Origin of the sequence: Kitasatospora albolonga (assembly GCF_039535905.1) — a bacterium.
GTDB classification, from domain to species: domain Bacteria; phylum Actinomycetota; class Actinomycetes; order Streptomycetales; family Streptomycetaceae; genus Kitasatospora; species Kitasatospora albolonga.
In genome coordinates this window covers 22,575-29,742 of record NZ_BAAAYB010000015.1, presented here as the reverse complement: position 1 = coordinate 29,742, position 7,168 = coordinate 22,575, and the positions used below count along the sequence as shown (strand labels likewise).

Genomic DNA, 7,168 nt, shown 5'->3' with positions numbered 1-7,168 from the left:
ACGCCGCCGACGGCCGGGCCGTCTGGCCACGGACACCTGGAAGAACCTGCGCGCTCACCGCTGTCGTCCAGCGTGACGGCAACCTGGTGATCTACGACCTCGACGGCCGCGTGCTCTGGTCCACCGGCACTGGTACGGCGGCGTGGAGACCCGGGGCACCGTGATCCCTTCGGGCCGTACGGTGCGGTCGGGCGAGACGGTGGAGTCGCAGGCCGGCCGGCTGGTGATTGCAGCAGGACGGGAACCTGGTGCTGTACTCCAAGGCCACCGGCAAACGCCCGCTGGTCGTCCCGCACGTGGGGCAACAACGGCGCCACCGCCGTCATGCAGGCGGACGGCAACTTCGTGGTCCGGGCCACCGACGGCCGGGCCCTGTGGACCAGCGGCACCTGGACCCACCGCAACGGCGCGCGCGCGGTCTGCAGTGACGACCTCAACCTGGTGGTCTACGACCAGACGGCAACGCCCTGGGCCACCGGTACGACAACCGGGTGGCGGCCCGGCAGGGTACCGCGCTGTTCGCCGGTGCCGTGGTGAAGAGCGTGAGGTGGTCAACACCCCGACCGCTTCGCCGATCTGGCTGCAGATGCAGTCGGACGGCAACCTGGTGCTGCACTTCAACCCGTCGGTGCGGTCTGGTCCTCCCGTACGGGCAACCCCGGTGCCCGGGCCACCGGCAGGCCGACGGGAACGTGGTGGTCTACGCGGCCGACGGCCGGGGTCTGTGTCGACCGGGACCTGGGGTACACCGGGTGCGTACCTGGTGCTGCAGAAACGACGCCAAACCTGGTGACTCTACGACGCCGATGGGGTCCAGCCGCTCTGGGCCCAGCAACACCTACTGGAAGTCGCTGAAGTACTGACGGTCACCTCAGCACCCCGCGCGGGGGCGGCACCCGGTTCTCCGCGCCGCCCCCGCGTACTGTCCGGCGCCAGTCCCCATGGTCTGGACCGCAGGCGGGAAATCATGCCGGTAGCACCCGAGGGGAGGACGATACTCTCGGTCGTCTCCCGATGTACGACGAGGGAGGCGCGCGCTGCCGGCCCCTGGTGGCCAAGGCTGCGCCGCGCTGGACTGGGCCGGGTGTCGTACGAGGTGCGTCGCGGTGGACGACGGGAGCGCGGACCGGACGGCCCCGAGCTATGCTGGAGAAGGAGCGGGCCGGGTGGCGGAGCTTCAGGGTGGTCAGCACTGCGGTCGAACGCCCGGCACCAGGCCGCCGCTGAGACGGCGGGCTGCACGCGGCCGTCCGGCGCGTACGTGGCCAGCACACGAGCCCCGTCCTAGGCACCCGCCGGAGAAGATCCCCGAGAATGCTGGAGAGCTGGCCCGGGTCCGAGGGGCTGGACATCGTCTACGTGGGGTGGCAACGGACCGGTCCACCGACACCGCCTTTCAAGCGGCGGACGGCCGGGGCGTACTACTGGCTGGTGCGCAGGCTGGTCGGCAAGCGGGTGACGGCCCAGGCGGGTGATTTCCGGCTGCTCAGCCGGGTCGCGGTGGAGGCGCTCAAGGAGCTGCCGACCGATCAGCAGCAGGTCTACCGGCTGCTGGTGCCCTGGCTGGGCTTCCCCAGCGGGCAGGTGACCTACCAGCGGGCGGAGCGGGTCGCCGGGAGCAGCAAGTACTCGGTCGGCAAGATGGTCCGGCTCGCGATGGAGAGCGTCACCACCTTCTCGGCGGCCCCGCTGCGGCTGGCCACCTGGCTGGGCGTGGCCAGCTTCCTGCTCTGCCTGCTGATGGTGGTGTGGAGCATCGGGGTGCACCTGGCCGGCTCCACCGTGCCGGGCTGGACCTCGCTGTTCGTGGCGGTGCTCTTCCTGGGCAGCGTGCAGCTGATCTGCGTCGGCCTGCTGGGCGAGTACGTGGGCCGGATCTACACCGCCGTCCAGCACCGCCCCACCTACTTCGTGGCCTCCGACTCGGCCTCCGGCGCGGCTCCCGACTCGGCCTCCGGCCCGGCGTGGGAGGGCGGCGTACCGGAGGCTGGACCGTGACGATGGTCCTGGACGGGGCTCGGTAGAATCTGCGAGTCTGGTCTAGACCACATCTACGCGTACGAATCAGAACGGTGGAGCCATGGAAATCGTGATCGTCCCCGACGCCGCCGCGGGCGGCGAGCTCATCGCCTCGGCCATCGCCGAGCTGGTGGCGCGCAAGCCCGACGCGCTGGTCGGGGTGGCCACCGGCTCCACGCCGCTGCCGATCTACACCGCGCTGACCACCAAGGTGGCGGGCGGCCTGGACGTCTCCCGGGTCCGGATCTGCCAGCTGGACGAGTACGTCGGCCTGCCGGCCGGGCACCCGGAGTCGTACCGCTCCACCGTGATCCGCCAGGTGGTGGAGCCGCTCGGCCTGAGCGAGGCCTCCTTCATCGGCCCGGACGGCACCGCCGAGGACGTCGCGGCCGAGGCCATCCACTACGACCGCGCGCTGGCCGAGGCCGGCGGCGTGGACTTCCAGATCCTCGGGATCGGCACCGACGGGCACATCGGCTTCAACGAGCCCTGCTCCTCGCTCGCCTCGCGCACCCGGATCAAGACCCTGACCGAGCAGACCCGGGTCGACAACGCGCGCTTCTTCGAGGACGACATCGAGCAGGTCCCGCACCACGTCATCACCCAGGGCATCGGCACCATCCTGGAGGCCCGTCACGTGGTCCTGCTGGCCACCGGCGCCAACAAGGCCGACGCCGTCGCCGCCACCGTCGAGGGCCCGCTCTCCGCGCTGGTCCCGGCCTCGGCCCTGCAGCTCCACCCGCACGCCACCGTGGTGGTCGACGAGGCCGCCGCAGCCGGCCTCAAGCTGGCCGACTACTTCCGCGCCACCTACGCCGCGAAGCCGGACTGGCAGTCGATCTGACGCAGTACCGCGCCCGTCGTGCGGGAGCCGTGGTCCCTCCGGGGGCCACGGCTCCCGTGCGTTCCGGGCCGCATCAGGCCGCCGGGAGGGTGAGGAGCACGGTGGTGCCGCCGCCGGTGGTGTCCTCGACGTCGAGGGTGCCGTCCATGGCTTCGGCGAGGCCGCGGTGGCGAGGCGGTCGCGCTCCAGGGCGGCGCCGACGTGGACGGCGTCAGCGGTCCGCTGACGCCGTCCGTACGGGTGATCGGGTGTTCCTTACCGCGTCTCGGCGCGGTCCGGGGTCCGGCCCGGCTGCTCCGGCTCGCCGCGCCGCACCGCGCCCGGGGCGCGGCGGGCCGGGCGGTCCGCCCGGGCCGAGGAGTTGAGCTGCCAGGGGACCGAGATGACCATCACGCCGGGGGTGAAGAGCAGGCGGCTCTTCAGCCAGAGCGCGGACTGGTTGTGCAGCAGGGTCTCCCACCAGTGGCCGACCACGTACTCGGGGATGAACACCGCCACGGCGTCGCCGGGGCTGGCCTGCCGCACCGAGCGGACGTAGGCGGTCACCGGCTTGGTGATCTCCCGGTAGGGCGAGGCGAGTTGCTTCAGCGGGACGTCCAGCCCGGCGGCGTCCCACTGCGCGCGCAGCTCGCTCACCGCCTCGGGCTCCACGGCGACGGTGAGCGCCTCCAGGTCGTCCAGCTGGAAGGCCTGTGCGTAGGTGAGCGCGCGCAGGGTGGGCTTGTGCAGCCGGGAGACCAGCACGATCCCGTGCACCCGGGCCGGGCGGACGGAGTCCTCCTGAGGGTCCGTCACCGAGAGCTCGGCCGCCACGCTGTCGTAGTGGCGGCGGATGCCGCGCATCATCATCCAGAGCGCGGCGGCGGCCAGGACGGCGAGCCAGGCGCCCTGGGTGAACTTGGTGGCCAGCACGATCACCAGCACCAGCGCGGTGGTCAGCGCGCCGAGGGCGTTGATCACCCGGGCGCGCCGGGCGCCGGCCCGGACGGCCGGGTCGCTCTCGGTGGCCAGGGCGCGGTTCCAGTGCCGGACCATGCCGGTCTGGCTGAGGGTGAAGGAGGTGAAGACGCCGAGGATGTAGAGGTGGATGAGGCTGGTGACGTCGGCGTCGTAGAGCCAGAGCAGACCGCCGGCCACCAGGGCGAGCGCGATGATGCCGTTGGAGAAGGCGAGGCGGTCGCCGCGGGTGTGCATCTGGCGGGGCAGGTAGCGGTGTTCGGCCAGGATCGAGGCCAGCAGCGGGAAGCCGTTGAAGGCGGTGTTCGCCGCCAGGATCAGGACCAGCGCGGTGACGGCCTGCACCAGGTAGAACAGCACGCCGTCCCCGAAGGTGGCCGCCGCGAGCTGGGCGATGACGGTCTGCTGGGGCTCGGTGGCGCAGTCGGCGAAGCCGGTCAACTGGCAGGCGTCCTCGGCGATGTGGACCTTGGCGATCAGTGCCAGCGCCGTCACACCGGTGAACATCACCACGGCGATGATGCCCATGGCGGCCATGGTGGTGGCGGCGTTCCTGGACTTCGGGGCGCGGAAGGCGGGCACGCCGTTGGAGATCGCCTCCACGCCGGTCAGCGCCGTGCAGCCGGAGGCGAAGGCCCGCAGGCCGAGCAGCAGCAGGGCGATCCCGGCCAGCGCGTCCTTGCCGTGCTCGGGTGTGATCCCGTACCCGGCGCTGGCCGCCACCGGCGCGTCCCCGAAGGCCAGCCGGACCAGGCCGGTGGCGATCATCAGCAGCATGGCGCCGATGAACAGGTAGGTGGGGGCGGCGAAGGCCTTGCCGGACTCGCGCACGCCGCGCAGGTTCATCGCGGTGAGCAGCGCGACGAAGCCGACCGCCAGGAGGACCCGGTGCTCGTCCAGGCCCGGGAAGGCCGAGATGATGTTGTCCACGCCCGAGGCGACCGAGACGGCCACCGTCATCACGTAGTCGACCAGCAGCGAGGCGGCCACCACCAGCCCGGCGTTCGGGCCGAGGTTGCGCGAGGCCACCTCGTAGGAGCCGCCGCCGCTCGGGTAGGCGTGGACGACCTGACGGTACGACAGCACCACGACCACCATCAGCCCGACCACGGCCGCCGCGATCCACGGGGTGAGGTAGAGGAAGGCGGTCCCGCCGACGGTCAGCACCAGCAGGATCTCCTGGGTCGCGTAGGCGACCGAGGAGAGCGGGTCCGAGGCGAAGATCGGCAGTGCCAGCCGCTTGGGCAGCAGCGTCTCGCCCAGCTCCTCGCTGCGCATGGCCTTGCCGATCACGAGGCGCTTCAGCGCCTGGGGCAGATTGAACACAGGGGCGAGAGTAGGACGCGGGGCGGAATCTTCGAAACGGCCCGAACCGCCCCTCCGGCGCCTGGTTTTCGCAGGTCAGAGGGGCGGTTGACGGTGCTGACGGAGCGTCATGGGAGGTGTTAAGGGTCCGTCAAGGTCCGTGTGCGGATTCCGGTCATACGGGATGAACGCGGCTATTTCTCCGCATCGGTCCGGAGCCGGAGACGGCAGACCACGGCGTCGGTGCGGCGGCGCAGCGCCCGGTCGATCACCGCGCCGCGCTGGTTCTGCAGCGCGCGCTGCCAGCGGCGGGCCGGCTCCACCTCGGGGATCAGCACGGTGATCCGGCGGCCCTCGCCGAGGCCGTTCACGTAGTCCGCGATCGGCTGCCCCAGACGCCGGTGCGGATCGGTGATCTCCACCAGCTCGACGCCCGGTCGCCAGAGCTCCCAGTCCCGCCGCAGCGCCTCGGCGGCCTCCCGGTCCTCGGCGTCGGGGTCGGCCGGCAGCACGGTGAAGGCGCGCACCTCGTCGCCGAGCGAACGGGCCGTGCAGAGCGCCTCCCGGGTGAGCCGGGTGATCGTGCTGACCGGCACCAGCACCAGCGAGGGCCCGGAGCCGGTCAACGGCCCCGGCACCCGGCCGAGTTCGAGCCGCTCGCCGATCCGGGCGTAGGCACGGTGGACGGCCTCGAAGAGCAGCACCAGCAGCGGCAGCGCCAGGCAGATGCCCCAGGCGCCCTCGGTGAACTTGGTGCCGGTCACCACCACCGCGGCCACACCGGTGAGCAGCGCGCCGAAGCCGTTCAGCGCCGCGCGGGCCCGCTGACGGGCGATCAGCCAGTGCTTCACCATGCCGACCTGGCAGATGGTGAAGCCGACGAACACCCCGATCGCGAACAGCGGCACCAGGGTGTTGACGTCGCCGCCGGAGCCGATCAGCAGGGCCGCGGAGACCAGGGCCAGGAAGAGCACGCCGTGCCGGTGCACCCGGCGGTCGGCGCGCAGGGCGAAGACGTGCGGCAGGTGGTTGTCCCGGGCCAGCAGGTGCAGCAGCACCGGCAGGCCGCCGAAGGAGGTGTTGGCGGCCAGGCCGAGCAGGACGACGGTGGCGAACTGCACCAGGTAGAAGCCGAACCCGTGCCCGAGCGAGGCGTCCGCCAGCTGCGCCAGCACGGTGACGCCCTCGACCGGCTGGAGGTGGAACTTGCCGATCAGCACGGCCAGCCCGATCAGCATCACGCCCAGCAGGCCGCCGAGCGCGACCTCGGTGTGCTGGGCCCTGCGCACGGCCGGGGCCCGGAAGGAGGGGACGGCGTTGGCCACCGCCTCCACGCCGGTCAGTGCCGAGCAGCCGGAGGCGAAGGCCTTGAGCAGCAGCAGTGCGCCGACGGTGGTCGCGTTCTCGCCCAGCACCGAGGCGTGCCCGGCGGCGGCCGCGGTCGAGGCGGGGGCGTCGCGGAACAGGCCGGCCACCACGATCGCCAGGATCGACAGCACGAACACCGCGGTCGGCACCATGAACCAGCGGGCCGACTCGGCGATCCCGCGCAGGTTCACCGCCGTCACCAGGGCGAGCACGCCCAGGCAGAGCCAGACCCGGTCCCCGTGGAGGGAGGGGAAGGCGGAGGTCAGCGCCGCCACTCCGGCGGTGACCGAGACCGCGACGTTCAGAACGTAGTCGATCACCAGCGAGGCGGCGGCGGTCAGCGCCGTGCGCCGCCCCAGGTGCGCCTTGGCCACCGCGTACGAGCCGCCGCCGTCCGGGAAGGCCGCGATCACCTGCCGGTACGAGGCCACCAGCACCGCCAGCAGCACCGCGATCGCCACCGTCACCGGCAGCGTGAACCCCAGCCCGTACGACCCGGCCGCCGCCAGCACCAGCACGATCGACTCGGGCCCGTACGCCACCGAGGCCATCGCGTCCAGCGACAGCGCGGACAGCCCGCCCAGCGCCGTCAGCTTGTGCCGCTGCTGATCAGGGGGCTCCTCGGCCGCCGTGGGGGCGGTGGCGGCGACGGTGACGGACATGCGGTCCTCCGGT

5 protein-coding genes are annotated in these 7,168 nt (G+C 72.2%); 3 read left to right on the top strand and 2 right to left on the bottom strand.

The features are described from left to right. Positions 1–324 precede the first annotated feature (324 nt). The 3 genes from ABD946_RS04740 (at position 325) to nagB (ending at position 2,863) form a co-directional block, all read left to right on the top strand. Positions 325–537 carry a hypothetical protein gene (locus tag ABD946_RS04740; RefSeq protein WP_345280369.1) on the top strand — a complete coding sequence of 71 codons (213 nt, stop codon included), beginning with the start codon at positions 325–327 and terminating at the stop codon, positions 535–537. Positions 538–1,314: 777 nt separating this feature from the next. Beyond that, positions 1,315–1,998 carry a hypothetical protein gene (locus ABD946_RS04735; protein ID WP_345280367.1) on the top strand — a complete coding sequence of 228 codons (684 nt, stop codon included), beginning with the start codon at positions 1,315–1,317 and terminating at the stop codon, positions 1,996–1,998. A gap of 82 nt (positions 1,999–2,080) precedes the next feature. Continuing rightward, positions 2,081–2,863 (top strand): glucosamine-6-phosphate deaminase, encoded by a 783-nt coding sequence (gene nagB / locus ABD946_RS04730; protein ID WP_345280366.1) that lies wholly within the window; start codon positions 2,081–2,083, stop codon positions 2,861–2,863. Between the two features lie 255 nt (positions 2,864–3,118). Here nagB and ABD946_RS04725 read toward each other — a convergent pair whose 3' ends face one another. After that, positions 3,119–5,098, bottom strand: a complete 1,980-nt coding sequence (locus ABD946_RS04725) for an APC family permease (protein WP_345280373.1) — start codon at positions 5,096–5,098, stop codon at positions 3,119–3,121. Between the two features lie 221 nt (positions 5,099–5,319). Next, positions 5,320–7,155, bottom strand: a complete 1,836-nt coding sequence (locus tag ABD946_RS04720) for an APC family permease (protein ID WP_345280365.1) — start codon at positions 7,153–7,155, stop codon at positions 5,320–5,322. Positions 7,156–7,168 lie beyond the last annotated feature (13 nt).